Annotated in this window: 21 protein-coding genes and 1 rRNA gene; 17 read left to right on the top strand and 5 right to left on the bottom strand. The window is 60.2% G+C overall.

Features of this window, described 5'->3' with window-relative positions:
* Window positions 1–192: 192 nt before the first annotated feature.
* Window positions 193–1,164: a patatin-like phospholipase family protein gene (locus tag ACJ8OK_RS16690; protein WP_442530715.1), complete on the top strand. Its 972-nt coding sequence runs from the start codon at window positions 193–195 to the stop codon at window positions 1,162–1,164.
* A 98-nt stretch (window positions 1,165–1,262) separates the two neighbouring features.
* On the opposite strand, the gene ACJ8OK_RS16695 is transcribed toward ACJ8OK_RS16690, so the two are convergent.
* A complete protein-coding gene (locus ACJ8OK_RS16695; protein WP_048325105.1) occupies window positions 1,263–2,618 on the bottom strand; it encodes a 2-hydroxycarboxylate transporter family protein in 1,356 nt (451 codons plus the stop codon).
* Between the two features lie 326 nt (window positions 2,619–2,944).
* Here ACJ8OK_RS16695 and ACJ8OK_RS16700 point away from each other — a divergent pair, with 326 nt between their 5' ends.
* The 5 genes from ACJ8OK_RS16700 to proX all read left to right on the top strand — a co-directional run bounded on the left by ACJ8OK_RS16700 (window position 2,945) and on the right by proX (window position 9,035).
* The gene (locus ACJ8OK_RS16700; protein ID WP_085337230.1) at window positions 2,945–4,537 is read left to right on the top strand and encodes an ATP-binding protein; all 1,593 of its coding nucleotides are present in this window, start codon (window positions 2,945–2,947) and stop codon (window positions 4,535–4,537) included.
* Window positions 4,538–4,569: 32 nt separating this feature from the next.
* Complete coding sequence (locus tag ACJ8OK_RS16705; RefSeq protein WP_033632270.1) at window positions 4,570–5,256, top strand: response regulator; 687 nt, start codon at window positions 4,570–4,572, stop codon at window positions 5,254–5,256.
* 406 nt (window positions 5,257–5,662) lie between these two features.
* Window positions 5,663–6,865, top strand: coding sequence for a glycine betaine/L-proline ABC transporter ATP-binding protein ProV (gene proV / locus ACJ8OK_RS16710; RefSeq protein WP_085337228.1), 1,203 nt, complete (start codon window positions 5,663–5,665; stop codon window positions 6,863–6,865).
* Window positions 6,858–7,964, top strand: a complete 1,107-nt coding sequence (gene proW, locus ACJ8OK_RS16715; RefSeq protein ID WP_004928897.1) for a glycine betaine/L-proline ABC transporter permease ProW — start codon at window positions 6,858–6,860, stop codon at window positions 7,962–7,964. The genes proV and proW overlap by 8 nt, the downstream gene beginning before the upstream one ends.
* Before the next feature lie 69 nt (window positions 7,965–8,033).
* On the top strand, window positions 8,034–9,035 hold the full coding sequence (gene proX / locus ACJ8OK_RS16720) for a glycine betaine/L-proline ABC transporter substrate-binding protein ProX (RefSeq protein WP_044030618.1): 1,002 nt from the start codon (window positions 8,034–8,036) through the stop codon (window positions 9,033–9,035).
* A gap of 30 nt (window positions 9,036–9,065) precedes the next feature.
* Here the strand turns inward: proX and ACJ8OK_RS16725 are convergent, their stop codons facing one another.
* Window positions 9,066–9,944 carry a LysR family transcriptional regulator gene (locus ACJ8OK_RS16725; RefSeq protein WP_442530719.1) on the bottom strand — a complete coding sequence of 293 codons (879 nt, stop codon included), beginning with the start codon at window positions 9,942–9,944 and terminating at the stop codon, window positions 9,066–9,068.
* 105 nt (window positions 9,945–10,049) lie between these two features.
* Between ACJ8OK_RS16725 and ACJ8OK_RS16730 the strand changes: the two genes are divergently transcribed.
* The 7 genes from ACJ8OK_RS16730 (at window position 10,050) to emrB (ending at window position 17,367) form a co-directional block, all read left to right on the top strand.
* Window positions 10,050–11,249 (top strand): MFS transporter, encoded by a 1,200-nt coding sequence (locus tag ACJ8OK_RS16730; protein WP_213929500.1) that lies wholly within the window; start codon window positions 10,050–10,052, stop codon window positions 11,247–11,249.
* 121 nt (window positions 11,250–11,370) lie between these two features.
* The gene (locus tag ACJ8OK_RS16735; RefSeq protein ID WP_033632266.1) at window positions 11,371–12,117 is read left to right on the top strand and encodes an AzlC family ABC transporter permease; all 747 of its coding nucleotides are present in this window, start codon (window positions 11,371–11,373) and stop codon (window positions 12,115–12,117) included.
* Window positions 12,107–12,454: an L-valine transporter subunit YgaH gene (ygaH, locus tag ACJ8OK_RS16740; protein ID WP_004928882.1), complete on the top strand. Its 348-nt coding sequence runs from the start codon at window positions 12,107–12,109 to the stop codon at window positions 12,452–12,454. Before ACJ8OK_RS16735 ends, ygaH begins: the two co-directional genes overlap by 11 nt.
* Before the next feature lie 162 nt (window positions 12,455–12,616).
* On the top strand, window positions 12,617–13,135 hold the full coding sequence (gene mprA / locus ACJ8OK_RS16745; RefSeq protein ID WP_004928879.1) for a transcriptional repressor MprA: 519 nt from the start codon (window positions 12,617–12,619) through the stop codon (window positions 13,133–13,135).
* A 28-nt stretch (window positions 13,136–13,163) separates the two neighbouring features.
* Window positions 13,164–14,615: an efflux transporter outer membrane subunit gene (locus tag ACJ8OK_RS16750; protein WP_004928878.1), complete on the top strand. Its 1,452-nt coding sequence runs from the start codon at window positions 13,164–13,166 to the stop codon at window positions 14,613–14,615.
* Between the two features lie 23 nt (window positions 14,616–14,638).
* Window positions 14,639–15,811, top strand: coding sequence for a multidrug efflux MFS transporter periplasmic adaptor subunit EmrA (emrA, locus tag ACJ8OK_RS16755; protein WP_015378875.1), 1,173 nt, complete (start codon window positions 14,639–14,641; stop codon window positions 15,809–15,811).
* A 14-nt stretch (window positions 15,812–15,825) separates the two neighbouring features.
* Window positions 15,826–17,367 carry a multidrug efflux MFS transporter permease subunit EmrB gene (gene emrB / locus ACJ8OK_RS16760; protein WP_161800767.1) on the top strand — a complete coding sequence of 514 codons (1,542 nt, stop codon included), beginning with the start codon at window positions 15,826–15,828 and terminating at the stop codon, window positions 17,365–17,367.
* Between the two features lie 58 nt (window positions 17,368–17,425).
* On the opposite strand, the gene ACJ8OK_RS16765 is transcribed toward emrB, so the two are convergent.
* Window positions 17,426–18,514 carry a tRNA/rRNA methyltransferase gene (locus tag ACJ8OK_RS16765; RefSeq protein WP_033632265.1) on the bottom strand — a complete coding sequence of 363 codons (1,089 nt, stop codon included), beginning with the start codon at window positions 18,512–18,514 and terminating at the stop codon, window positions 17,426–17,428.
* A 207-nt stretch (window positions 18,515–18,721) separates the two neighbouring features.
* Between ACJ8OK_RS16765 and trxC the strand changes: the two genes are divergently transcribed.
* The 4 genes from trxC to pssA all read left to right on the top strand — a co-directional run bounded on the left by trxC (window position 18,722) and on the right by pssA (window position 24,149).
* Entirely contained in the window at window positions 18,722–19,141 is a 420-nt protein-coding gene (trxC, locus tag ACJ8OK_RS16770) for a thioredoxin TrxC (protein WP_004928868.1), read from the top strand.
* A gap of 113 nt (window positions 19,142–19,254) precedes the next feature.
* Window positions 19,255–19,950 carry a tRNA-uridine aminocarboxypropyltransferase gene (locus ACJ8OK_RS16775; protein ID WP_135638574.1) on the top strand — a complete coding sequence of 232 codons (696 nt, stop codon included), beginning with the start codon at window positions 19,255–19,257 and terminating at the stop codon, window positions 19,948–19,950.
* Window positions 19,951–19,992: 42 nt separating this feature from the next.
* Entirely contained in the window at window positions 19,993–22,641 is a 2,649-nt protein-coding gene (locus ACJ8OK_RS16780; protein WP_442530724.1) for a bifunctional acetate--CoA ligase family protein/GNAT family N-acetyltransferase, read from the top strand.
* 152 nt (window positions 22,642–22,793) lie between these two features.
* Entirely contained in the window at window positions 22,794–24,149 is a 1,356-nt protein-coding gene (gene pssA, locus ACJ8OK_RS16785; protein ID WP_033632263.1) for a CDP-diacylglycerol--serine O-phosphatidyltransferase, read from the top strand.
* A 36-nt stretch (window positions 24,150–24,185) separates the two neighbouring features.
* On the opposite strand, the gene ACJ8OK_RS16790 is transcribed toward pssA, so the two are convergent.
* Together ACJ8OK_RS16790 and rrf are read right to left on the bottom strand one after the other, a co-directional pair.
* The gene (locus tag ACJ8OK_RS16790; protein ID WP_033632262.1) at window positions 24,186–25,496 is read right to left on the bottom strand and encodes an MFS family transporter; all 1,311 of its coding nucleotides are present in this window, start codon (window positions 25,494–25,496) and stop codon (window positions 24,186–24,188) included.
* Window positions 25,497–25,944: 448 nt separating this feature from the next.
* Window positions 25,945–26,053 (bottom strand): 5S ribosomal RNA (gene rrf, locus ACJ8OK_RS16795); the annotation flags it as partial.

Below are 26,053 nucleotides of genomic sequence, written 5' to 3' on the forward strand. Positions count from 1 at the left end.
AGAATTGAACAGCGCTAAGTATTGACGCAAAAAGCCCGATGCGCCTGTTTAATAAATGCCTTTGATAAATATATAAATAATATATTTATTGTGAATAATTTTGTTTGCCGCCCCACACAACCCCAATCAATATTTTCTCGTTCGCCACTTGGTTATTTTCCTTACTCCCTAAACCACGAGTAAGGAAATAACATGAGCTATCAATTCGAAAACCTGGTCTTTGAAGGCGGCGGCGTAAAAGGCATCGCCTATGGCGGCGCGCTGGAACTGCTGGAAGCCAAAGGCATCATGCCGCAGATCAAGCAAACCTCCGGCGCCTCGGCGGGCGCCATCGCCGCGCTGCTGGTCGGCCTGGGCTGCAGCTCGGCGGACGTCACCAAAATTCTGTCGGCGATGGATTTTAAAAAATTCCTCGATTATAACGGCGGCTTTTTCGGTACGATCCAGGACGCCTATCGCCTGTTCAATCAATACGGCATCGCGCCCGGCGATTATTTCTATCAATGGTCGCGCGATATTATCAAGCAATATACCGGCAACCCGGATATTACCTTCGAGCAGTTCGAAGCGATGAAGGCGGCGAAAGGGTTCAAGTCGATTTACTTTATCGGCGCTAACCTCAACAGCGGCCAACGCGAAGTTTATTCGCACCGCACTACGCCGCGCATGAAAGTAGCGGACGGCCTGCGCATTTCGATGTCGTTCCCGTTCGCCTTCGTAGCGAAGAACAATACCCTGGGCGATCTGTGCATCGACGGCGGCATGATCGACAACTATCCGGTGCGGCTGTTCGACTATGACTTCTCCGCCACGCCGCCTTACATCGACAGCGCCAGCCAGCGCATCAACACCCGCACGCTGGGCATTCGCCTCGACTCCGCCAGCGAAATCGCCCAGGCCGCCGGCCAGGCCGGCCCGCGCACGCCGGTCAACAACCTGTTTGATTTCACCCTGGCGGTGGCCAACGTGATACTGGACATCCAAACCAAGGTGCATCTGGACAGCGATGATTGGAAACGCACCGTGTATGTCGACACGCTCGACGTCGGCACGCTGGAGTTCGGCATCAGCGAGGAGAAGAAACGCGCGCTGATCGAATCCGGCCGCCGCGGCGTAGAGCGCTACTTCGCTTGGTACGACGCCGCCATGAAACAGGCGGCATAACCGGCGTTTCCCCTGCCCGCGCGTCTGGCCGGCGCGCGGGCAAAAAAAATCCCCGCGGGGGCGGGGAAAGGCAAAGTAACGCTAAGGATTTATAGGAGTTATACGAAGAACTTGGCCAACACCAGCAGCGACAGCGAGACGTTGATAGCGCCACCGATACGGGTTGCGATCTGGGCGAACGGCATCAGCGACATGCGATTGCCGGCGGTGAGGATCGCGACGTCGCCGGTGCCACCCTGCCCGCTCTGGCAACAGGAGACGATCGCCACGTCGATAGGGTGCATGCCGATTTTCTTGCCGACGAAGAAACCGGTCGCCACCAGCGCGCTGACGGTCGTGACGATCACGATCAGATTCTGGACGGTGAACGCATCCACCAGCTCCTGCCACGGCGTGATGGCCACCCCGACCGCGAACAGGATCGGATAAGTCACGGCGGTGCGGAAGAATTTGTACACCACCTGCGAACCTTCCTGAATGCGCGGCGACACCCCGTGCGCCAGCTTCACCGCTACGGCGGCGAACAGCATGCCCACCGGCGCCGGCAGGCCGATCAGACGGTGCAGCAGCATGCCCACCATATACAGCAGGATAGCCAGCAACGCGCCGCAGGCGATGGTGCTGACGTCCACCTTGCCGCTGATTTTTTCCACTGCGTTCATGTTGCTGTCGCCCTGCTTGCTCGGCATCAGGTTGCCTTCGCCGGTCAGGTGCGGATAACGCTTGCCCAGCTGGTTGAGCAGGCCGGCGATGACGATAGCGGTCAGGCTGCCGAGCATCACGATCGGCAGAATGCGCCCCAGCGCCACGCCCTGCTCCATGTGCAGGATCGCCGCGTAGCCCATCGATAGCGGGATCGCCCCTTCACCCACGCCGCCGGCCATGATCGGCAAGATCAGGAAGAAGAAGATCTGGAACGGCTCCAGGCCCAGCGCCATGCCGACGCCCATCCCCACCAGCATGCCGACGATCTCGCCGCACAGCATCGGAATGAAGATGCGCAGGAAACCCTGGATCAGCACCTGGCGGTTCATGCTCATGATGCTGCCGACGATGATGCAGCAAATGTAGAGATAAAGAATGTTGGTCGATTTGTAGAACTTGGTGGTCGACTCCACCACCACGTCCGGCAACAGGCCATAGTGCACCAGCGCGGAAGGAATAAAGGTGGCGCAGATCGCCGCCGCGCCCATTTTGCCGATCAACGGCAGGCGTTTGCCGAATTCGCCACAGGCGAAACCGAAGAACGCCAGGGTGGCCACCATCACCACGATATCGCTCGGCAATTTGCCTTCCAGGCAGTCGAGCAGAATCAATACGCCGGCCAGAATAAAGAACGGTAACGGAATAATCCCTACTTTATAATTGTCCAGTATCCGCCACCATTTCTCACGCAGAGGAATATCGGCGGTCTTGTCTTTGGCTACGAGGTAAGAATCATCTGTTGTGCTCATAATCTGGCCTCTTATTAGTTTGTTCAGCCATCATAGAGAAGCGCACGGATTATCTGCTGTGATTATGTTCAAAGTTAAAAAGGGTTTTTAATGGTGGTTATGGTTTCTATGGGGTTAATTAAGATTATGTAAAAACTGGCGTGGTTTTAATGGTGTTAATACCGTTTTTATTTTAAAGCTTATCAATTTTATCGCAGGCGAACAATTCTCGTCCGGTTCACTCTAATCCCGTGTGAAGGATCACAAGTTGATCGGGCGCAATATTACAGACCCCGCTTCTCGTGATAGGGTAAGGCTTCAGGATCTCTTTACGGTGAAGCTCCGCCATGCGCCTCAAACTCTCATTTCAAATCAAGCTGTTTCTGTGCCTGGTGGCCTTCTCCTGCCTGCTGCTGACCTGTATCGGCGCCTACACCTATTACCAGTTGGATGCGCAGCTGCACCGCGATCTCGGCGCCCGCGCCCAGGTGCAGGCGCGGGAAATCGCCCTCATTCCTTCGCTGGTGGACGCAGTGGAAAAACACGACGCAGCCAGAATTGCCGCGCTGATGAAAAAAATCCGCGCCAGCAGCGACGCCAGTTATATCGTCATCGGCGATAGTCATGCCCGCCACCTTTATCATTCCGAATACGAAGGCCGCTTGGGCACGCCGATGATCGGCGGCGATAATAAAGAGGTGCTGGAAGGGAAAAGCATTATTTCCATTCGCAAGGGCGGCATTGGCGTTTCATTGCGCAGCAAGGCGCCGATCCTGGATGAAAATAATCACGTGATCGGCATCGTTTCCGTCGGCTATTTGAAATCGCATATCGATAATTTAAATGCCAGGACGTTGACGCAAATTATCGGCTCCATCGTCCTGCTGCTGATCGCCCTGTTCGTCTTTTCCTGGCTACTGTCGAAAAACCTCAAGCGCCAAATGTTCTGGCTAGAGCCGAAAGAGATCGCGCTGCTGGTGCGCCAGCAAAAAGCGCTGCTGGAAGCCATTTATGAGGGCGTGATCGCCATCGATCCACAGCTGCGGATCATCACCATCAACCATGCGGCGCGCGAGCTATTGGATCTGCACCAGCCCGCCGCCAGTTTGCTGGGCCGGCCGATCGGCGACGTGATCCAGGCGCAGCCGGACTTCTTCGCCGCCGCGCAACTGGGCCAGGATACGCACGACGAGGTGTGCCGCTTCAACCACGTGCGGGTGATCGCCAGCCGGGTGCGCATCATGCAGGAGCAGGAGCTGCAAGGCTGGGTGATCAGCTTCCGCGACAAGAACGATATCAATACCCTGAGCAGCCAGCTCAGTCAGGTGAAACGCTATGCCGACAACCTGCGCATCATGCGCCACGAGCAGCTGAACTGGACCGCCACGCTGGCCGGGCTGTTGCATATGCAACGCTACGACGAGGCCATTCGCTATGTGGAAGCCCAGTCCGAGGGCGCACAGGAGATCCTCGATTTCATCTCGCAGCGCTTCAGTTCGGCGGCGCTGTGCGGCCTGCTGCTGGGCAAATATTCCAGCGCCAGAGAAAAAGGCATCGAGTTGCGCTTCGATCCGGCCTGCCAACTGCGGCAGATCCCGGCGGCGCTGAATGAGACCGAACTGATGTCGATCGTCGGCAACCTGCTGGATAATGCGGTGGAAGCGACGCTGCACTGCCCGGCGCCGCACGACGCGATCGAACTCTATATCAGCGATGGCAGCGACGAGCTGGTGATCGAGGTGGCGGATCGCGGCACCGGCATCGCCGAGGAGATTCGTGATACGCTGTTTGAACAGGGCGTCACCACCAAAGCGGATAAAAGCGACCACGGCATTGGCCTGCATCTGGTCGCCAGCCACGTGGCACAGGCGCACGGCAGCATAGAAGTGTCGGACAACGAGCCGCACGGCGCGATATTCTCTATATTTATCCCTAAATAAAACCCATAACCCGATTTTTTGAGCACCCGATTATGTCACACCTAACACTGGACGTTCTGATCGTGGAAGACGAGCCGCAACTGGCGACGCTGCACGCGGAGTTCATCGAGAAAAATTTCAACCTGCGGGTGGTGGCTTACGCCGCCACGCTGGCCGAAGCGCGGGCCAAAGCCAACGAGCATCAGCCTCGGCTAATCCTGCTGGATAACTTCCTGCCGGACGGCCAGGGCATCGAGCTGATGGAAGAACCGGCGGTGAAGAATCCCGCCTGTTCGGTGATCTTCATCACCGCCGCCAGCGACATGCATACCTGCAGCCAGGCGATCCGCAACGGCGCCTTCGATTACATCATCAAACCGGTGTCCTACAAGCGGCTGCGCAATTCGCTCGAACGCTTCATGCAGTTCGTGCAGACCCAGCGCACCTTCAAGATCATCGATCAGGACAACGTCGATGCGCTGTATAACCTGCAGTCGAAACAGTTCTCCAGCGAGCCGAGCGCCAAAGGCATCGAAACCAACACGCTGGAGCTGGTGCAGGCGCTGTTTATCGCCCAGCCGGCGGTGGCGCATGCGGTGGAAGACGTGGTTGAGCAAGTCGGCATCAGCAAGACCACCGCCCGCCGGTATCTGGAATATTGCGTCGCCACCCAGTTCGTGCGGGTGGAGATGCTGTACGGCAATATAGGCCATCCGCGCAGGCTGTATCGCAAGGCCTGAGGCTGCCATCTGGCTGTCATACTAAGGCGATAACATGACGCCCGACGATATCCCCCTCGATATCGGCACCTGTCGTTAAAACTGATGAAATACTGATGACTTTTACCCGGCCTCTGGTCGGGTTTTTTATTATCCGAACGGCAGGCGCGGCGCCAAAATATCTCTCTGCGCCACACCGTATTATTTTCCCAAAAACCAAACCATTATGCCGAATAATGGCCGTCAATTTTGAGTCACGGGCCAAATTACCATAACTAATTAAAACCTTGATGTAAACCACTAATATCCCATTTAAATGACATTGAGGGTTGTCTCAGATATTCACTGTGTTAGGGTAAAAAGCTCTTTTATTTTGCTAAGGACAGCCCATAACGCGTTAATTAAACCAGAGGAAACAGCAAATTGCATGGCAATTAAACTCGAAGTAAAGAACCTGTATAAGATATTTGGCGAACACCCGGAACGCGCATTCAAACTGCTGGATAAAGGTCTGACAAAAGATCGGCTGTTTGAAAAAACCGGCTTATCGCTCGGCGTAAAAGACGCCACTCTGGCCATTGAAGAAGGCGAGATATTTGTCATCATGGGGCTCTCCGGTTCCGGCAAGTCCACCCTGGTACGCCTTCTCAATCGTCTGATAGAACCCACTCGCGGTCAGGTGCTGATCGACGGTGAGGACATCGCCAAAATATCTGACACCGCGCTGCGCACCGTGCGGCGAAATAAGATCAGCATGGTATTCCAGTCATTCGCGCTAATGCCGCACATGAATGTGCTGAATAACACCGCTTTCGGTATGGAATTAGCCGGCATACCGCTGCAGGAGCGCCAGGAAAAAGCGCTGGATGCGCTGCGCCAGGTCGGGCTGGAGAATTATGCGCTGTCTTATCCGGATGAATTATCCGGCGGTATGCGCCAGCGCGTGGGATTAGCCCGCGCCCTGGCCAATAACCCGGATATATTATTGATGGACGAAGCCTTCTCGGCGCTCGATCCGTTAATTCGTACCGAAATGCAGGATGAGCTGGTGAAATTACAGGCCCGGCATCAGCGCACCATCGTGTTTATTTCCCACGATCTGGACGAAGCGATGCGCATTGGCGATCGCATCGCCATCATGCAGGGCGGTGAGGTGATCCAGGTCGGCACGCCGGACGAGATCCTGAACAACCCGGCCAATGACTATGTGCGCACCTTCTTCCGCGGCGTGGACATCAGTCATGTATTCAGCGCCAAGGATATCGCCCAACGGCGCCCGGTGACGCTGATCCGCAAAACCCCCGGTTTTGGCCCCCGCTCGGCGCTGCAGCTGCTGCGCGATGAGGACCGTGATTATGGTTATGTTGTTGAACGCGGGAAGAAATTTATCGGCGTGGTGTCGATAGAGTCGTTGAAAAAGGCGCTGTCCGCCAATCAAACGCTGGACGATGCCCTGCTCGAGGCCCCCGCCGCCGTGCCGGCCGACACGCCGCTCAGCGATCTGATTTCCCTGGTCGCCCAGGCGCCGTGCGCGGTGCCGGTGGTGGGCGAAGAACATAACTATCTCGGCATCATCTCCAAGGCCATGCTGCTGCAGGCGTTGGACAAGGAGGGCTCAACCAATGAGTGATACCACGCAAACCCAAGATCCCTGGGCTACCGCACCGGCCGATACCGGCGCCGCACCTGCCAGCGATGCCGCCGCCAACGCCGGTGACGCCTGGTCCAGCGCGCCGCCGCCGGCCGCACATGACGCCGCCGGGCAAAGCGCCGATTGGCTCAGCGGCGCCCCGGCGCAGCCGGAGCACTTCAGCCTGCTCGATCCGTTCCACAAAGCCTGGGTGCCGTTCGACACCTGGGTCACGCAAGGCATCGACTGGCTGGTGCTGCACTTCCGCCCGCTGTTCCAGGGCATCCGCGTGCCGGTGGACATGATCCTGAGCGGCTTCCAACAACTGCTGCTGGGCATGCCGGCGCCGATCGCCATTCTGGTGTTCTCGCTGCTCGCCTGGCAGGTCTCAGGCCTCGGCATGGGCGCCGCGACGCTGCTCTCCCTGATCGCCATCGGCGCCATCGGCGCCTGGTCGCAGGCGATGGTCACGCTGGCGCTGGTGCTGACCGCGTTGTTCTTCTGCATCCTTATCGGCCTGCCGCTCGGCATCTGGCTGGCGCGCAGCAAGCATGCCGCCAAGGTGATTAGACCGCTGCTCGACGCCATGCAAACCACTCCGGCCTTCGTCTATCTGGTGCCGATCGTCATGCTGTTCGGCATCGGCAACGTGCCGGGCGTGGTAGTGACCATCATCTTCGCACTGCCGCCGATCGTGCGTCTGACCATTCTCGGCATCAAGCAGGTGCCGGAGGATCTGATCGAGGCCGCCGAATCCTTTGGCGCCAGCCCGCGCCAGCTGCTGTTCAAAGTGCAGCTGCCGCTGGCGATGCCGACCATCATGGCCGGCGTTAACCAGACGCTGATGTTGGCGCTGTCGATGGTGGTCATCGCCTCGATGATCGCCGTCGGCGGCTTGGGCCAGATGGTGCTGCGCGGCATCGGTCGGCTGGACATGGGCCTGGCCGCCGTCGGCGGGGTCGGCATCGTGATCCTGGCGATCATTCTCGATCGCCTCACCCAATCGCTGGGGCGCGATCGCCGCAGTAAAGGCATCGGCCGCTGGTATCGCCGCGGCCCCATCGGGTTACTGACTCGCCCGTTCATCAAGCAAGCCTGACGCTTTTCCCGCCGGCGGCTGCGGCCCCGGCGGGCTATGACACCACCACATCGAAAGAGGGGAAACACTATGCGCACCACGGGCATCTGGGCTCTCGCCCTGACGACGCTGATTGGCTCACAGAGCGTGAGCGCGGCAGATTTACCCGGCAAGGGGATCGCGGTACAGCCGGTGCAAAGCACCATTTCCGAAGAGACTTTCCAGACGCTGCTGGTCAGCAAGGCGCTGGAAAAATTGGGTTACGACGTGAAAGAACCGCGTGAAGTGGATTACAACGTCGCCTACACCTCGATCGCCTCCGGTGACGCGACCTTTATCGCGGTCAACTGGGATCCGCTGCACGCCGATCAATACAAGGCCGCCGGCGGCGACGCCAAGTTCTACCGCGAAGGCGTCTACGTCAACGGCGCCGCGCAGGGCTACCTGATCGACAAGAAAACCGCCGAACAGTACCACATCACCAACGTCGAGCAGCTCAAGGATCCCAAGATCGCCAAGCTGTTCGACACCAACGGCGACGGCAAGGCCGATCTGACCGGCTGCACCCCGGGCTGGGGCTGCGAGGCGGTGATCAACCACCACATCAAGGCCTATGGCCTGAGCAACACCGTCGAGCACAATCAGGGCAACTACGCGGCGATGATCGCCGACACCATCACCCGCTACAAAGAGGGCAAACCGGTGCTGTATTACACCTGGACGCCGTACTGGGTCAGCGATGTGATGGTGCCGGGCCGCGACGTGGTCTGGCTGCAGGTGCCGTTTTCCTCCCTGCCGGGCGAGCAGAAAAACGTTGACACCAAACTGCCTAACGGCGCCAACTACGGCTTCCCGGTCAACACCATGCGCATCGCCGCCAACAAACAGTGGGCCGAAGCCAATCCGGCGGCCGCCAAGCTGTTCGCCATCATGAAGCTGCCGATCGCCGACATCAACGCGCAAAACCTGCGCATGCATGAAGGCCAGGCTTCGGAAGCCGATATCCAGAACCACGTTAACGGTTGGATCAAGGCGCACCAGGCCACCTTCGACGGCTGGGTGAAAACCGCCGCCGCAGCGGCGAAGCCGTAACCGTTCAGGGGCGCCGCCTTTGCCGTGCCCCTACCCCGCCATATCGATGCCACTGAACTGTAAAAAACGTGCGGCGGCGTTCGACAAGGGCTGCGGCCAAATGCAATACACCTGGCGCCGCGGCCCGTCTTCAATCGGAATCGACACCAACGCGCTTAAGCGTTGCGCGGTCGAGACAGGTACGATACCCGCCGCCAACCCGCGCCGCACCAAATTCTCCAGCCATTCGATATGATCGATCTCAAAACTGACGTGCCGGCGGATGCCCGCCGCCAGGAAGGCGCGATCGGTTTGGCGCCGCGCGCCGGTGCCGCTGTAGAAATCCACCAGCGGCACTTCCGCCAGCGCCTGCAGGTTAACCCGCTCGCGGTTGGCCAGCGGGTGCTGCGGCGCCACCAGCGCCACCAGCGGCTCATCGGTCAACTGCCGGTGCGACATCGGCAGCAGATCGACATCGCCGGGCCAGATGCCGACGAACGCCATATCGCACTTCTGCTGACGCACATCCTCCAGCAGGGCTTCGCTCATGCCAACGTAAAGGCGGATGTTCACCGCCGGATAGTGGCGATGAAACTTGTCGAGCTTTTCGGTCAGATCAATCGCGTTTATGGTTGAAATCGTGCCGATGGTCAGGGTGCCGGACACCGCATCGCCGGCGGCGGTCACCTCTTCCACCAGCGCCTGCTGCGCCACCAACAGCCGCTGCGCCGAGGGTATGAAAGCCTGGCCGGCGGGGGTCAACCGCACCCGGCGCGAGGTGCGTTCAAACAGCGTACAGCCCAGCTCTTCTTCCAGTTTGGCGATCTGGTGGCTGAGCGCCGACTGCACCGTATGGCAGCGCTGCGCCGCCCGGGTGAAACTCTGTTCTTCCGCCACCGCCAGCGCATAGCGGATCTGTTTCAGGTTCATGGCATCTATCTTGAAATGAGATAAATAAAATGAAAATTATACATTGGTTTCCGGACACGCGTTGCCGGATACTGCGCGCCATCTTCTTTCCGTGATAAAAAAACCATGAGCCAACAAAACGCCCATCCGGGCCTCAGCCCGGCGCTGACCGTGCTGATCGCCATCGCCACCGGCCTGGCGGTCGCCAGCAATTATTACGCGCAACCGCTGCTGGAAACCATCGCCACCGGTTTCAACCTGTCGGTCAACCAGGCCGGCTTTATCGTCACCGCCGCGCAGCTCGGTTACGCCACCGGCCTGCTGCTGCTGGTGCCGCTCGGCGATATGTTCGAGCGCCGCGGACTGATCGTGTTCATGACGCTGCTGGCCGCCGGCGGCATGCTGATCACCGCCACTTCCGCCACGCTGCCGATGATGATCCTCGGCACCGCGCTCACCGGGCTGTTCTCGGTAGTGGCGCAGATCCTGGTGCCGCTGGCCGCCACGCTGGCCCACCCGGAAAAGCGCGGCAAGACCGTCGGCATCATCATGAGCGGCCTGCTGCTCGGCATCCTGCTGGCGCGCACCGTCGCGGGCGCACTGGCGTCGTTCGGCGGCTGGCGCACCATCTACTGGGCCGCCAGCGTGCTGATGATCCTGATGGCGCTGATCCTGTGGCGCGCGCTGCCGCGCTATAAGCAACACTCCGGGCTAAACTATCCGCAGCTGCTGGCCTCGATCTTCAGCCTGTTCTGCCGCACGCCGCTGCTGCGCACCCGCGCCATCCTCGGCGCCCTGTCGTTCGCCAACTTCAGCGTGCTCTGGACCTCAATGGCCTTTTTGCTCGCCGCGCCGCCGTTCAACTATTCCGAGGGGGTGATTGGGCTGTTCGGCCTGGTGGGCGCCGCCGGGGCGCTGGCCGCTTCGCGCGCCGGGCATCTGGCGGACAAAGGCAAGGCCGGGCTGACCACCACCGTCGGCCTGGTGTTGCTGCTGCTGTCCTGGATCCCTATCGCGTTCGCCAAACAATCGCTGTGGGCGCTGATCGCCGGCATCCTGATCCTCGATCTGGCGGTGCAGGCGGTGCACGTCACTAACCAGAGCGTGATGTACCGCATCATGCCGGACGCGCGCAACCGCCTGACCGCCGGCTACATGACCAGCTACTTTATCGGCGGCGCGCTCGGTTCACTGCTCTCCGCCTCGGCCTATCAACATGCCGGCTGGTACGGCGTGGCCGCCGCCGGCGGGGTGTTATGCCTGCTCAACCTGCTGACCTGGTGGCTCGGCAAGCACCACGATCCGCAGGGGCCGGCGACAATCTGATTATCGTGCAAATAGTCACTAAAGAAATTTATTAGCGGTGCAGGGTATAAACATTACTTACTCTCTGGTAATGTTCTGGGCATAAACTATTGAAGTCCTATCTACCCTGCGATCCACAACCATGCAAAGCCAAGCTGCAGACAGCCTCAACCCGCCCGCCGTCAGCGCCACCTTCGCCAACGGCGTCGTCGACAGTTTGCCGATCGTCATCGGGTATGTCCCGGTGGCGTTCGCCTTCGGCCTCAGCGCCGTCAAACTGGGTTTTTCCCCGCTGGAAAGCATTTTCTTCTCCTGCATCATCTACGCCGGCGCCAGCCAGTTCGTGATCACCGCTCTGCTGAGCGCCGGGATGTCGCTGTGGGTCTCCGCATTGACGGTGATGGCGATGGACGTGCGCCACCTGCTGTACGGCCCGGCGCTGCGTCACCGCATCGTCTCGCGCATGTCGCCCGGCAAAACGGCGATATGGGCCTTTGGCCTGACCGATGAGGTCTTCGCCGCCGCCACCGCCAGGCTGATGCGCAATAACCGCAGCTGGAGCGAAAACTGGATGCTGGGCATCGCGCTCTGTTCCTGGCTCTCCTGGGTGGCCGGCACCGCGCTCGGCGCGCTGTTCGGCAACGGCCCGCTGGAGCAGTTCCCGGTGATCGAGGCCTCGCTGTCCTTCATGCTGCCGGCGCTGTTTCTCAGTTTCCTGCTGGCCGCCTTCCGCCGCCCGCAGAGCCTGACTATCGCCGCCGCGCTGGCCGGCGCGCTGCTCGGCGTGGTGCTGTTCTCCATTCCGGTCGCCATTTTGGCCGGCATCGGCGCCGGCTGCATTGCCGCCCTGTTCCAGCCAGCCCCGGCGGAGGCCAGCCATGAACATTGATGTGCTGGTGATCGGCCTGGTGGTGGGCTGCGCCAATTACCTGTTCCGTTATCTGCCGCTGCGGCTGGCGCCGGCGCGCGCCCAGCCCGGCCTCAAACGCGGTAAAGCCGCCCTGTTGCTCGACAGCATTGGCATCGCCTCGATCTGCGCCCTGCTGGTGGTCTCCAGCACGCCGGTGGTGATGCGCGAGCCGGACAAGCTGCTGCCGACGTTGGTGGGGTTCGCCGCGCTGGCACTGTGCTTCTACCGCAGCAAAAGCATCATTCTGTCGACGCTGCTCGGCGCAACGGCCTTTGGCGTCACATTAAAACTGTTAATGCTTTTCGGTGCAGGCTGACGCCGCTCCCGATCGTTTGGCTTCACACTGGCGTTTTCAGGCGCCACATCTTTACAAACACTGACAAATGACACGAATTGCTAAATTATCCGCACGGCTGAACATTTACATTATTTGTCACCGTCGTTACTATCTCGAACGAAATTAATGAGGCCCTAAATTATGGAAAGCTCGTTTGCCCCCATAGAACAAATGCTGAATTTCCGCGCCACGCGGCAGAAAGATTTCCCTTATCAGGAAATCCTGCTGACCCGCCTGTGCATGCACATGCAAGGCAAGCTGCTGGAAAACCGCAATAAGATGCTGAAAGCGCAGGGGATTAACGAAACACTGTTTATGGCGCTGATTACCCTGGATGCGCAGGAAAGCCACAGCATCCAACCTTCTGAGCTAAGCTCTGCCCTGGGCTCCTCGCGCACCAATGCAACCCGCATCGCCGACGAGCTGGAGAAGCGCGGCTGGATCGAACGCCGGGAAAGCGACAACGATCGCCGCTGCCTGCATCTGCATCTGACGCCGCAGGGGGAAGAATTTCTCAGTCAACTGCTGCCGCCGCAGCACCAATGTCTGCATTTCCTGTGGTCCACGCTGACCGACGATGAGCAAAAACAGCTGGAACAGCTGACGCGCAAATTGCTGGCACGTCTGGATCAAATGGAAATCACAGAACAGTTACCCTAATTCACAATTTCTGTTCAGGTACCTACTTATGCGATCCCCATTTCACTGGAGATTCACCCCGCTGTTCGCCGTGTTGCTGCTGGCCGGGTGTGCTTCGACCGATAATATTGCCCCGCAATCCACGCTGATGGATCCGCAGAGCCTGCAGTTGGCTCAGCCGAAAGTCAGTTCGCTGGCCGTCAGCCCGCAGTGGTGGCGCGCCCTCAAGGATCCGCAGCTGGACGCCTTGATGACGCAGACGCTGCAAAGTTCGCCGACCCTGCGTCAGGCCGCCGCCCGCGTGCGCGAAGCGCAGAGCGTGGTAGGCGAAGCCAGCGCCGCCAACGGGCCGAACCTGGATCTGAACGCCAGCACCCAGCGCCAGCGCGTGCCGCAGAACGTCAATATGGGTTTGGGGTATCCGCATAAGCCGATCTATTCAAGCTCCAACTCGCTGGGGTTGAACCTGGCGTACGAGTTCGACTGGTGGGGCAAATACCGCAACCAGGTGAACGCCGCCAAGGCGCAAGTGAACGCAGCGCGCGCCGAGCAGGAACAGGCGGCGCTGACGCTGACCAGCTCGGTGGCGTCCGCCTACTACCAGCTGCAGAGCAATCTGGCGCTCGAGAAGCTGCTGCAGCAGGAAGTGAACAACAACGAGCGCCTGACCGCGCTGCGCCAACAGCGCTATCAGGCCGGCCTGACCGGCGTCGACGTGCCGCAACAAACCCAGGCGCAGTCCGACGTCGCCAAACAGCAGATTCTGCAGTTGCAGTCGCAAATCGAACAGCTCAGACACCAGCTCGCCGCGCTGGCGGGCCAGGGGCCGAACGCCATGCAACACCTGCGTCAGGTGCCGCTGCCTGCAGACAACCTGATGGCGCCGCAGGGCGAACTGACGGCGGATCTGCTGGGCAAACGCCCGGACATCGCCGCGCAACGCCAGCTGGTGGAGTCTTACAGCCAGCGCGTCAGCGCCGCGCGTAAAGAGTTTTACCCCAGCCTGACCATTTCAGCCTTCGCCGGCCTGATGACCACCAATACCAGTGGCACCAGCCCGAATCTGTTTGAAGCGGCCAGCCAGGCCTGGAACGTGATGCCGGCGATCTCGCTGCCGATCTTCCACGCCGGGGCGCTGCGCAGCAAGCTGGGCGAGGAATCCGCGCTGTATGACGAAGCGGTGGAATCCTACAACCAAACCATCCTGAATGCGGTACAGGAAACCGCCGACGCCATCACCATCCAGCAGAGCTCTGCACAACAGCAGCTGCAGGCGGCGTCCGCGGCCCAGTCGATGCAACAGGTGTATCAGGTCGCCAACGCCCGTTACCAGGCAGGGATTATCGGGCGCGACGATCTGTTGACCAGCCAGACGCAGCTATTGCAGCAGCAACAGGCGGAGTTGAATGCCAGCAGCAATTTACTGCAGGCGAAGATAGGACTGATCCGCGCGTTGGGCGGTGGCTATCAGGCCCCGGCCGCAGCGGATTCGAAAGCATAATAATATAAGGCTTGGAGAACACCATGAGCGCAAGCGCGGAAACCCAAAACCCGCAGCAGCCGAGCGGCAAAAAGAAGCAGCGCAAATTTTGGCTGCTGTTGCTGACGGTTATTTTCATTGTTATAGGGGTGGCTTATTTAGTGTATTGGTTCCTGGTGCTGCGTCATCACCAGGAAACCGACGACGCCTACGTCTCCGGCAACCAGGTGCAGATCATGGCCCAGGTGTCCGGCAGCGTGAACAGCGTCAACTTCGACAACACCGACTACGTCAAGCAGGGCGACGTGCTGCTGACGCTCGACCCGACCGATGCCGAGCAGGCGTTTGAACGCGCCAAAACCGGCCTGGCCAACAGCGTGCGTCAGACCCACCAGCTGATCATCAACAGCAAGCAGTATCAGGCCAACATCGCCCTGCGCAAGACCGATCTGAGCAAGGCCGAGAACGATCTGAAACGCCGCGTGGTGCTGGGCAGCGTTGACGCCATCGGCCGCGAAGAGCTGCAACACGCGCGCGATGCGGTCGACAGCGCCAAAGCCGCGCTGGAAGTGGCGGTACAGCAATACAACGCCAACCAGGCGATGGTGCTGAACACCCCGCTGGAACAGCAGCCGGCGATCCAACAGGCCGCCGCGCAGATGCGCGACGCCTGGCTGGCGCTGCAGCGTACCAAGGTGATCAGCCCGATTACCGGCTATGTCTCGCGCCGCAGCGTGCAGGTCGGCGCGCAGATCGCCGCCGGTTCGCCGCTGATGGCGGTAGTGCCGGCCGATCACATCTGGGTTGACGCCAACTTCAAGGAAACGCAGATCGCCAATATGCGCATCGGCCAGCCGGCGACGGTGGTCAGCGACGTCTACGGCGACGACGTGGTGTATCAGGGCAAAGTGGCCGGTATCGACATGGGCACCGGCAGCGCCTTCTCGCTGCTGCCGGCCCAGAACGCCACCGGCAACTGGATCAAGGTGGTGCAACGCCTGCCGGTGCGTATTGAGCTCGACGCCAAGCAGGTGGCCGATCATCCGCTGCGCATCGGTCTTTCGACGCTGGTGACCGTCGACACCGCCAATCTGGACGGCCGCGTGCTGGCCGACGTGGTGCGCGACAAACCGCTGTATCAGAGCGACGCGCTGGCGTTGAATCTGGCGCCGGTTAACCAGCTGATCGCCGACGTGATCCATGCGAACGCCGGCTAAGCGCGCGGGAGGCCATCTTGCCACAGAAACCGCTTGAAGGTGCCCAGCTTGCCTGGATGACGGTCGCGCTCGCCATGGCGACCTTCATGCAGGTGCTGGACTCCACCATCGCCAACGTGGCGATCCCCACCATTTCCGGTAACCTCGGGTCTTCCAACTCGCAGGGTACCTGGGTGATCACCTCGTTCGGCGTGGCGAACGCCATCTCGATTCCGATCACCGGCTGGCTGGCGAAGCGTTTCGGCGAAGTGCGGCTGTTCCTTTGGTCCACCGCGCTGTTCGCCATCGCCTCCTGGCTGTGCGGCATCTCCAACAGCCTTGGCATGTTGATCTTCTTCCGCGTGATCCAGGGCGTGGTGGCCGGGCCGCTGATCCCGCTGTCGCAGAGTTTGTTGTTGAACAACTACCCGCCCGCCAAGCGAGCGATGGCCCTGGCGCTGTGGTCGATGACCGTTATCGTCGCGCCAATCTTCGGGCCGATCCTCGGCGGCTACATCAGCGACAACTACCATTGGGGCTGGATCTTCTTCATCAACATCCCGATCGGCGTCTTCGTGATCGTGGCGGCGATGGCGACGTTGAAGGGGCGGGAAACCAAAACCGAGATCAAACCGATCGACACCGTCGGCCTGGTATTGCTGATCGTCGGCATCGGTTCTCTGCAGATCATGCTCGATCAGGGCAAGGAGCTGGACTGGTTCAACTCGACCGAGATCATCACGCTCACCGTCGTGGCGGTGGTGGCGCTGCTGTTCCTCGTGGTGTGGGAGCTGACGGACGACCATCCGGTGGTGGATCTGTCGCTGTTCAAGTCGCGCAACTTCACCATCGGCTGCCTGTGCATCAGTCTGGCGTACATGCTGTACTTCGGCGCCATCGTGCTGTTGCCGCAGCTGTTGCAAGAGGTGTACGGCTATACCGCCACCTGGGCGGGGCTGGCGTCGGCGCCGGTCGGGCTGATCCCGGTGTTGCTGTCGCCGATCATCGGCAAGTTCGGCAACCGGCTCGACATGCGCCGGCTGGTGACCTTCAGCTTCATCATGTATGCCGTGTGCTTCTACTGGCGCGCCTATACCTTTGAACCGGGCATGGACTTCGGCGCATCCGCCTGGCCACAGTTCGTTCAGGGCTTCGCCATCGCCTGCTTCTTCATGCCGTTGACCACCATCACGCTGTCCGGCCTGCCGCCGGAACGCATGGCGGCGGCATCGAGCCTGTCGAACTTCACGCGAACGCTGGCGGGTTCGATCGGTACCTCGATCACCACCACCCTGTGGACGCAGCGCGAATCGCAGCACCATTCGCAACTGACGGAGTTCGTCAACCCGTACAACCCGCAGTCGCAGGAGATGTACCGGCAACTGGAGCAGCTCGGCATGAGCAAGCAGCAGGCGTCGGCGTATATCGCCAACGAGATCACCGCGCAGGGCCTGATCATCTCCGCCAACGAGATATTCTGGCTGTCGGCCGGGGTGTTCCTGGTGTTGCTGGTGCTGGTGTGGGTGGCGAAACCGCCATTCAGCTCCGGCGGCGGCGGGGGCGGCGGCGCTCACTAAGCTTCAATAAACGAAACGGGCGCCCTGGGGCGCCCGTTTTTTTATCCGACGTAGAAAATTACGCCTGATTCTGACGCCACCAGTCCGCCAGCAGAATGCCGGTCGCCACGGAAACGTTCAGGCTTTCCACCTTGCCGGTGCCGCCGATGGACACGTTCATATCGCCCTGCTGCCAGGCGCTGTCGCTCAGACCGTCGCGTTCCTGGCCCAGCACCAGCACCATCTTGGCCGGCAGCTTGGCCTGCGCCAGCGCGGTGCCTTTGTGGCTGGAGGTGGTGACGATGGTGTAACCCGCCTTGCGGAAGGTATCCAGCACCGACAGGAAATCATCGGCGTTGATCGCCTTGATGTGCTCCGCGCCGCCTTCTGCGGTGCGCACCGCCGCGCCGGATTCCAGCAGCGCCGGATCCTGCAGCAGCACGCCGTTGACGCCGAAGTGGGCGCAAGAACGGACGATGGCGCCCAGGTTATGCGGGTTGCCCACTTCTTCCAGCGCCAATACGCAGTCGGTCGCCGGCGCGGTTTTCAGGTAGGTCTGCGCATCCAGGCCCTGACGCTTTTTGATCAGGAAGCAGACGCCGCCGTGGTGCTCGGTGCCGGAAGCCTTGGCCAGTTCTTCTTCATCCACCACGTGGTAAGCTTTGCGGTTAGCCGCCATCCAGCGCAGCGCTTCGCGGAAGCGCGGGGTGACCGACTGCACGAACCAGGCGCGCACGATCGCTTCCGGACGGCTGGCGAACAACGCCTGACAGGCGTTTTCACCGTAAACGCGGGTTTCTTCCGCGCGCTGGCGGCGCAGCTGCTCAGGATCGATAAAGCTTTTGCCGCTGATGCCGCCATGATCGAACGCCGGCTCTTCATTCGGCGCGCGCGAGACGGTTCTCCACGGCGACTCATTGCCACCGCGCTCTTCAGAGCGCGCCGGACGGCGAGGACGATCGCTTTCACTGCGGCGGGAGTCGGCGCCGCGGCGATCGTTGCCGCCGCGCGCCTTGTCTTGACCGGTGCGGCCCGATCGCGCACCGTCAGCCGGACGGCCTTTGCCGGCCGGACGTTTATTCTTGTTACGGTCGTCGCCGTTGTCGTCGTCACTGCGGACGTACATCACTTTGACTTTACCGTTCTTGCCACTAAATGAATCGTTCATTGTCTTCTCCACCAACGCGCAGGGCGCGAAGATTACCTGATGTTGGTGCACGAAGCCACCAACTTGCGCTAAAAGCTCCCAACTATCACACCCATTGAACAAACCTCATTGTTCACGCGCCGGGTTTTGCCGATAATTGTCAGCATTAAAGAAACATCTCCGCAACCGCGTTGCGGGGACCATGCTTTCTCTGTACCCGAGGTCAACATGAATACAGTTTGTGCAGCTTGCAATGCCACCAACCGCGTGCCGGAAGAACGTCTGGCGGACAATGCGAAATGCGGCCGCTGCGGCCATGAGCTCTTCGACGGTGAAGTGATCAACGCCACCGCCGCCACGCTGGACCAGTTGCTGCAGGACGATCTGCCGGTCGTGGTCGATTTCTGGGCGCCGTGGTGCGGCCCGTGCCGCAGCTTTGCACCGATCTTTGAAGACGTGGCCGAAGAGCGCGCCGGCAAAGTGCGCTTCGTGAAAGTGAACACCGAAGCCGAGCCGGAGCTGAGCGCCCGTTTCCGCATCCGCAGCATCCCGACCATCATGGTGTTCCGTCAGGGCAAGATGGTCGACATGCTCAACGGCGCGATGCCGAAAGCGCCGTTTGACAACTGGCTCAACGAGTTAGTGTGATTCGGCAAGTATAGGCCGTATCCCGCCATCGCGCGCGAACGCCCCCGATCGAGCCCGCCTCTCCCGGCGGGCTTTTTTCTGCGTTACAATAGCGGTTTTTCCCCAGGATCGTTATGACCGACAACGCCGTACTTCGCCTGCGCCAATTCCGTTTAGACCGCGCCACCCGCCCTTTTTTGGCGCGCGGTTGCCGGGTGGCGCGTTGTCAGGGTTGCCTGCTGCCGCATAAAAACTGCCTGTGCGACACCATTCGCCCACAGCAGGCCGGCAGCCGTTTCTGCCTGATCATGTTCGGCGCCGAGCCGCTCAAGCCCAGCAACACCGGCCGCCTGATCGCCGATATCCTGCCGGACACCCAGGCGTTCCTCTGGTCGCGCACCGAGGTCGATCCCTCCCTGCTGGCGGCCATCAACGATCCGACACGGCAGCCTTATGTGGTGTTCCCCGCGTCCTACGCCGACGCCGAACGGCCGGTGTTCAGCGCGCTGCCCGTCGGCGGCAAACCGCCGCTGTTCATCATGCTGGACGGCACCTGGGCGGAGGCGCGCAAAATGTTCCGTAAAAGCCCGTATCTCAATCAATTCCCGGTGTTTTCCCTCAACGTCGACGCCGCATCAGACTACCAGCTGCGCGAAGCCAGCCGCGCCGAGCAACACTGCACGGCGGAAGTGGCCGCCGCCCTGCTGCAACAGGCGGGCGATCTGCCGGCCGCCGAAGGGTTGAATCAGCATTTTCGCTATTTCCGTCAACAGTATCTGGCGGGAAAACCGACCCGACCGGAGGCACCGGTCACAGCAATGCAGCCATAAAGCGCCTAAAATCAGGCGTAACGTTGCCAAAAGGAGCCGTGCATGAGCCAGCGAGGGTTAGAAGCGCTACTACGTCCCAAATCGATCGCCGTGCTGGGCGCTTCGCAGCAGCCGGGCCGCGCCGGCAACCTGATGATGAGCAACCTGCTGGCCGGCGGTTTCGGCGGCCCCATCCTGCCGGTTACGCCGCGCTACAAGGCGGTATGCGGCGTCATGGCCTATCCCGACGTCGCCAGCCTGCCGCTGACGCCGGATCTGGCGATCATCTGCACCCACGCCAAGCGTAATCTGGCGCTGCTCGACGCGCTGGGGCAGCGCGGCTGTAAAACCGCCATTGTGCTCTCTTCGCCACCGGAACAGTTCACCGAGCTGAAAGCCTGCGCGCAGCGCTACGCCATGCGGCTGCTGGGCCCCAACAGCCTGGGATTGCTGGCGCCGTGGCAGGGCATTAACGCCAGCTTCTCGCCGGTGCCGATCCAAAAAGGCAAGCTGGCGTTTATCTCGCAGTCCGCCGCCGTCGCCAACACTATTCTCGACTGGGCGCAGCAGCGCGAAGTCGGCTTCTCCTATTTCATTGCGCTGGGCGACAGCCTGGATATCGACGTCGACGACCTGCTCGACTTTTTGGCGCGCGACGGCAAGACCAGCGCCATCCTGCTGTATCTGGAAAACATCAGCGACGCACGGCGCTTTCTCTCCGCCTCGCGCAGCGCCTCACGCAATAAGCCCATTCTGGTGATCAAAAGCGGCCGCAGCCAACAGGCGCAATTACTGCTCAACAGCCAGCAAGGGCTGGACGCCGCTTACGACGCCGCCATCCAGCGCGCCGGCCTGCTGCGCGTGCAGGATACCCATGAGCTGTTCTCAGCGGTGGAAACCCTCAGCCATATGCATCCGCTGCGCGGCGAACGGCTGATGATCGTCAGCAACGGGGCGGCGCTGGCGGCGATGGCGCTGGACGAGCTGCTCGGGCGCAACGGCAAGCTGGCGACGCTGAGCGAGGAGAGCCTGGCGAAGCTGAGCGATGCGCTGCCGGATTTCATTCGCGCCGGCAACCCGCTCGATCTGCGCGACGACGCCACGCCGCAGCGCTACCTGGCGGCTCTTGAAGCGCTGCTCGACAGCCACGACTATGACGCGCTGCTGCTGATCCATGCGCCGAGCGCGGCGGCGCCGGGCACCGCCACGGCGCAGCGGCTGATCGACGCGCTGCACCGCCATGCGCGCGGCAAACGCATCACCTTGCTGACCAACTGGTGCGGCGAATACTCTTCTCAAGAGGCGCGCCGGCTGTTTACCGAGGCCGCCATTCCCACCTACCGCACGCCGGAAGGCGCTGTGACCGCTTTTATGCATATGGTGGAATACCGCCGCAACCAAAAGCAGCTGAAAGAGACGCCGGCGCTGCCGGTCGGCCTGACCGCCAATACCGCCGACGCTCACCGCCTGATCCATCAGGCGCTGGCCGAAGGCGCCACCCATTTGGATACCCACGAGGTGCAATCCATTCTGCAGGCTTATGACCTGAGCACCCTGCCGACCTGGATCGCCGAAGACAGCGCCGAAGCGGTACATATCGCCGAACAGATCGGCTACCCGGTGGCGCTGAAGCTGCGCTCGCCGGATATCCCGCACAAGTCGGAAGTTCAGGGCGTCATGCTCTACCTGCGCACCGCGACCGAAGTGCAGCGCGCGGCGGAGGCGATCCTCGACCGCGTGAAACGCACCTACCCTCAGGCGCGCATCCACGGCTTGCTGGTGCAGAGCATGGCCAACCGCGCCGGCGCCCAGGAGCTGCGCATCGCGGTAGAGCAGGATGCGATTTTCGGCCCGCTGATCATGCTGGGCGAAGGCGGTGTGGAATGGCGCCAGGAAAATCAGGTGGCGGTCGCGCTGCCGCCGCTGAACATGGCGCTGGCGCGTTATCTGGTGCTGCAGGCGGTGAAAGGCGGCAAGATCCGCGGGCGCAGCGCGCTGCGGCCTTTAGATATCCCTGGACTAAGCCGTTTGCTGGTGCAGGTCTCCAACCTGATCCTCGACTGCCCGGAGATCGCCCGGCTGGATATCCATCCGGTGCTGGCCTCCGGCAGCGAATTCACCTTGCTGGACGTTTCGATGCAGCTCGCGCCGTTCAGCGGCGATCCGCAGGCGCGGCTGGCGATCCGCCCTTATCCGCATGAGCTGGAAGAGACCATCGCGTTGAAAGACGGCAGCCAGTGCCTGTTCCGCCCGATCCTGCCGGAAGACGAACCGGCGCTGAAGCATTTCATCGACCGGGTGACCAAGGAAGACCTCTATTATCGCTACTTCAGCGAGATCAATGAGTTTACCCATGACGATTTGGCCAACATGACGCAGATCGACTACGATCGAGAAATGGCCTTTGTGGCGCTGCGCGCAGACGAGATCATCGGCGTGACCCGCGCGCTGTCCGATCCGGACAACACCGACGCAGAATTCGCCGTGCTGGTGCGTTCCGACCTGAAAGGCCTGGGCCTGGGCCGTCAGTTGCTGGAGAAAATGATCGCCTATGCGCGCGCGCATGGCCTGACCCGCCTGAGCGGCATCACCATGCCGAATAACCGCGGCATGATCGCACTGGCGCAGCGGCTGGGCTTTGGCATCGAGGTGCAGCTTGAGGACGGCATCGTCAATCTGACGCTGCCGCTGCAGGCCGCCGACGCGCAGTGACCTGCGTCGCAATGCGCTACGAATCCACCACTTAACGCCAAAACATACGCACAATCGGGGCAACTAATGGTATTATCGCCCGATTATTCGGTTTATTGTTTTTATGCCTGTGGCGTTCTGGCCATCAATCATGAGAGAAGAAACGCACTGTGATGTTGTCAAAATTTAAACGTAGCAAACATCAACAACACCTTGCACAACTGCCCAAACTCCCCCAGACGGTTGCTGATGTTCGTACGTTGTACGCGCCGTCCGATTTTCGCACCACGCTGCTGGACGCCATCGCCAACGCCACCCAACGCATCTATCTGGTGGCCCTGTATCTGGAGCATGACGACGCCGGGCGCGAGATCCTCAATGCGTTGTATCAAGCCAAACAGCGACGGCCCGAGCTGGAAATCTGCGTACTGGTCGACTGGCACCGCGCACAGCGTGGGCGCATCGGCGCCGCCGCCGCCAATACCAACGCCGACTGGTACTGCGCCATGGCCAGCCAACATCCGGAACAGTCGGTGCCGATCTACGGCGTGCCGGTCAATACCCGCGAAGCGCTGGGCGTACTGCACCTGAAAGGCTTTGTGGTCGACGATACCGCGATCTACAGCGGCGCCAGCATCAACGACGTTTATCTGCATCAGCATGAGAAATACCGTTACGATCGCTATCAGCTGATCACCAACGGCGTGCTGGCCGATACCTTGATCGATTACATCAAGCAGCATCTGCTCACCGCCGGCGCCGTACAGCGCCTCGATCGCAGCGATCGGCCAAAAAGCCCGGAGATCAAAAACGAGACCCGCCTGTTCCGTTTCGCCCTGCGCCGCGCCGGTTACCACTTCCGCGGCAAGGCCGGCAACGATGAGCTGGCGGTGACGCCGCTGGTTGGGCTTGGCAAGCAAAGCGTGCTGAATAAAACCATTCATCACCTGATGTCGTGCGCCGACCAGAAACTGACGCTCTGTACCCCCTACTTCAACCTGCCGGCGCTGCTGGTGCGCAACATCATTTATCTGCTGCGCCAGGGTAAACAGGTGGAGATCATTGTCGGCGATAAAACCGCCAACGACTTCTATATTCCTGAAGACCAGCCGTTCAAAATCATCGGCGCGCTGCCCTACCTGTATGAGATTAACCTGCGCCGCTTCCTGAGCCGCTTGCAGCGTTACATCGACACCGGGCAGCTGATCGTGCGTTTGTGGAAGGATGGCGATAACAGCTATCACCTGAAAGGCATGTGGGTAGACGAAGAGTGGCAGCTGATCACCGGCAACAACCTCAACCCGCGCGCCTGGCGGCTGGATCTGGAAAACGCCATTCTGATCCACGATCCCAAGCAAGAGATGCGCGAGCAACGGCAGAAAGAGCTGGAATGCATCCGTACTCATACCACTGTAGTCGCCCATTATCAGGAACTGCAAAGCATTCAGCAGTATCCGATCAAGGTGCGTAAGCTGATTCGGCGTCTGCGCCGTATCCGCATCGATCGGCTGATTAGCCGCATCCTGTAAGCGGTACTCTGACCCCGGCCAAGGCCGGGGTTTTTATTACAGCTGTATCTCCTTGCCTTTGCGATGCAACCGAAGCGAAACCAGCAACGCCAGCAGGCACATGCCGGAAACGTACCAGAAGAAGGCATTCTCCACGCCGAATGATTTAAGCGACAACGCGACATATTCTGCCGAACCGCCGAACAGGGCGTTCGCCACCGCATAAGACAAGCCTACCCCTAACGCGCGCACCTCTGGCGGGAACATCTCGGCTTTAAGCAGCCCGCTGATCGCGGTGTAAAAGCTGACAACGAACAACGCCAACACGATCAGACCGAACGCCATAAAGGGGTTGGTCACTTCTTTCAAGGCAAACAGGATCGGCACCGTCAACACCGTGGCGAAGGCTGAGAAGATCAGCATCGAGCTGCGACGGCCGATTTTATCCGAAAACGCGCCTACTGCAGGCTGCAGCAGCATAAAGACGAATAGCGCAACGGTCATGATGGCGCTGGCCAGCTTGGCGTCCATACCGGCGGTGTTCACCAGGTATTTCTGCATGTAGGTGGTGAAGGTGTAAAAGGTCAGTGAACCGGCGGCGGTAAAGCCCAGCACCATCAGGAACGCCTTGCGATTTTTCCACAACCCCGTCAACGAACCGGCATCTTTGTGGTTACGCGTCTTCGCATCGGAGGTTTCATTCAGCGAGCGGCGCAGGTACAGCGCCACCACCGCCAACACGGCCCCCAGGGCAAACGGAATACGCCATCCCCAGGCCTTCAGCTCTTCAGCGGGCAATATCTGCTGCAGGATCACCAAGACCAGCAGCGCCAGCAGTTGCCCGCCGATCAGCGTGACATACTGAAACGAGGCGTAGAAGCCACGCCGCCCCTTGATCGCCACCTCACTCATGTAGGTGGCGCTGGTGCCATACTCGCCGCCCACCGACAACCCCTGGAACAATCGAGCGATCAGCAGCAGCGCCGGCGCCCAGCTGCCGATCGATTCATACGTCGGCAGGCAGGCGATCACCAGCGATCCGGCGCACATCATGCAGACTGAAAGCAGCATTGAGTTTTTTCTGCCATGCTTGTCGGCAATATAGCCGAACAGCCAGCCGCCGATCGGCCGCATAAAGAAGCCGGCGGCGAATACCCCGGCGGTTTGCAACAGCTGCGTGGTGCTGTTGCCAGCCGGAAAGAACGAGGCGGCAAAGTAAATGGAACAGAAGGAGTAAACGTAAAAATCAAACCACTCCACCAGATTGCCTGATGAAGCTCCGACGATAGCGAAAATGCGTTTCTTGTTATCCAGCGCCCCCTGTTCGACGCCGTGCTCATCCCCAAGAGCCGAGGTTGTTTCTGTCATGATATTTTCTCCGAGCCATAGCAATGATGAAATTCGGCTTCCTGCCGCCCTGGTTGTTACTTTATTGTTGCTTATAAGTTAACAGCCAAACTTAATAGCGGACGAAGAATATCTGACATTCAGAGAAACAATGCGTTGGTTTTGTGATGAATATTAAACAGTACGATGAAAGCTGAAGCGGGTTACAACGGGGATTTTCCATTTTTCCCATAGCAAAAAGCCCTGGACGTCCAGTTCAGGGCTTTCGGCTTTATTTGATGCCTGGCAGTTTATGGCGGGCGTCCTGCCCGCCCCCCTTCGGGCCGTTGCTTCGCAACGTTCAAATCCGCTCCCGGCGGATTTGTCCTACACAATTCGTCTCAGGATGCCCATGCTCGGGCAGAACGCCAGATAACAGACAAAACAAAAAGCCCCATGCTTTCGCATGAGGCTTGTTGTTTTATTTGATGCCTGGCAGTGTCCTACTCTCGCATGGGGAGACCCCACACTACCATCGGCGCTACGGCGTTTCACTTCTGAGTTCGGCATGGGGTCAGGTGGGACCACCGCGCTATTGC

This window comes from Serratia sp. CY71090 (assembly GCF_052166845.1).
GTDB lineage: Bacteria > Pseudomonadota > Gammaproteobacteria > Enterobacterales > Enterobacteriaceae > Serratia > Serratia nematodiphila.

What these genes read in the sequence shown, in the direction of transcription:
- ACJ8OK_RS16690 (WP_442530715.1), top strand. Translation starts at nt 193, where the DNA reads ATGAGCTATCAATTCGAAAACCTGGTCTTTGAAGGCGGCGGCGTAAAA.
- ACJ8OK_RS16695 (WP_048325105.1), bottom strand. Translation starts at nt 2,618, where the DNA reads ATGAGCACAACAGATGATTCTTACCTCGTAGCCAAAGACAAGACCGCC.
- ACJ8OK_RS16700 (WP_085337230.1), top strand. Translation starts at nt 2,945, where the DNA reads ATGCGCCTCAAACTCTCATTTCAAATCAAGCTGTTTCTGTGCCTGGTG.
- ACJ8OK_RS16705 (WP_033632270.1), top strand. Translation starts at nt 4,570, where the DNA reads ATGTCACACCTAACACTGGACGTTCTGATCGTGGAAGACGAGCCGCAA.
- proV (WP_085337228.1), top strand. Translation starts at nt 5,663, where the DNA reads ATGGCAATTAAACTCGAAGTAAAGAACCTGTATAAGATATTTGGCGAA.
- proW (WP_004928897.1), top strand. Translation starts at nt 6,858, where the DNA reads ATGAGTGATACCACGCAAACCCAAGATCCCTGGGCTACCGCACCGGCC.
- proX (WP_044030618.1), top strand. Translation starts at nt 8,034, where the DNA reads ATGCGCACCACGGGCATCTGGGCTCTCGCCCTGACGACGCTGATTGGC.
- ACJ8OK_RS16725 (WP_442530719.1), bottom strand. Translation starts at nt 9,944, where the DNA reads ATGAACCTGAAACAGATCCGCTATGCGCTGGCGGTGGCGGAAGAACAG.
- ACJ8OK_RS16730 (WP_213929500.1), top strand. Translation starts at nt 10,050, where the DNA reads ATGAGCCAACAAAACGCCCATCCGGGCCTCAGCCCGGCGCTGACCGTG.
- ACJ8OK_RS16735 (WP_033632266.1), top strand. Translation starts at nt 11,371, where the DNA reads ATGCAAAGCCAAGCTGCAGACAGCCTCAACCCGCCCGCCGTCAGCGCC.
- ygaH (WP_004928882.1), top strand. Translation starts at nt 12,107, where the DNA reads ATGAACATTGATGTGCTGGTGATCGGCCTGGTGGTGGGCTGCGCCAAT.
- mprA (WP_004928879.1), top strand. Translation starts at nt 12,617, where the DNA reads ATGGAAAGCTCGTTTGCCCCCATAGAACAAATGCTGAATTTCCGCGCC.
- ACJ8OK_RS16750 (WP_004928878.1), top strand. Translation starts at nt 13,164, where the DNA reads ATGCGATCCCCATTTCACTGGAGATTCACCCCGCTGTTCGCCGTGTTG.
- emrA (WP_015378875.1), top strand. Translation starts at nt 14,639, where the DNA reads ATGAGCGCAAGCGCGGAAACCCAAAACCCGCAGCAGCCGAGCGGCAAA.
- ACJ8OK_RS16765 (WP_033632265.1), bottom strand. Translation starts at nt 18,514, where the DNA reads ATGAACGATTCATTTAGTGGCAAGAACGGTAAAGTCAAAGTGATGTAC.
- trxC (WP_004928868.1), top strand. Translation starts at nt 18,722, where the DNA reads ATGAATACAGTTTGTGCAGCTTGCAATGCCACCAACCGCGTGCCGGAA.
- ACJ8OK_RS16775 (WP_135638574.1), top strand. Translation starts at nt 19,255, where the DNA reads ATGACCGACAACGCCGTACTTCGCCTGCGCCAATTCCGTTTAGACCGC.
- ACJ8OK_RS16780 (WP_442530724.1), top strand. Translation starts at nt 19,993, where the DNA reads ATGAGCCAGCGAGGGTTAGAAGCGCTACTACGTCCCAAATCGATCGCC.
- pssA (WP_033632263.1), top strand. Translation starts at nt 22,794, where the DNA reads ATGTTGTCAAAATTTAAACGTAGCAAACATCAACAACACCTTGCACAA.
- ACJ8OK_RS16790 (WP_033632262.1), bottom strand. Translation starts at nt 25,496, where the DNA reads ATGACAGAAACAACCTCGGCTCTTGGGGATGAGCACGGCGTCGAACAG.